At 55.8% G+C, this 539-nt stretch carries 1 pseudogene; it reads left to right on the top strand.

Going from position 1 to position 539, the window contains the following annotated elements:
* Nucleotides 1-190, top strand: a pseudogene (locus J5M71_RS26925) (precorrin-3B C(17)-methyltransferase); the annotation flags it as partial.
* Nucleotides 191-539: the final 349 nt, after the last annotated feature.

Below are 539 nucleotides of genomic sequence, written 5' to 3'. Positions count from 1 at the left end.
GCTCGGTCGGGACATCGGCCGGCCGGGGCAGACGCTGCGCACCACGACCCTGGGCGCATTGACACCGGAACAGGTGGACATGCGCACCATGGTGTTGATCGGCTCTTCGACCACCTGCACCTTCGCCCGTGCCGGGGGCGGTGAATGGGTGTACACGCCGCGTTGGTATGGTGAAAAACCGCTGTCCTGAAAAACCCTCCGCTAATGCAATTCTCAGCGACGGGAAAGTTTGAGCGGTTGTAAGTCCGATTGAAGTTTCAATTGTTTTCCACCAGCAATAAACAATGGTCATGTCCCACAGGGCAGGGCCATTTTTTATGCCCGACGGTCGCGCCGGTCCGCTAATTATTTCGCTGCCGTTACAGCGTAGTGCTCCGGTGTTATCAGATATTGCCGGTGACAAGCTTTGTATTCCTTGTTGTTTGTGTGGCGCGTATTCGCCCACTAGGGTGCTGTGTTCACAGCACTTGTCGAGTGTCGTTCAAATCAATCTACCGCTCTGCAGCGGCGCGAAAGTGTGCGCGGTCAATGAGCCATTT

Origin of the sequence: Pseudomonas sp. 43(2021), from assembly GCF_017490805.1 — a bacterium.
Taxonomy (GTDB): Bacteria; Pseudomonadota; Gammaproteobacteria; order Pseudomonadales; family Pseudomonadaceae; genus Aquipseudomonas.
This window is presented reverse-complemented; position numbering and strand designations above follow the sequence as displayed.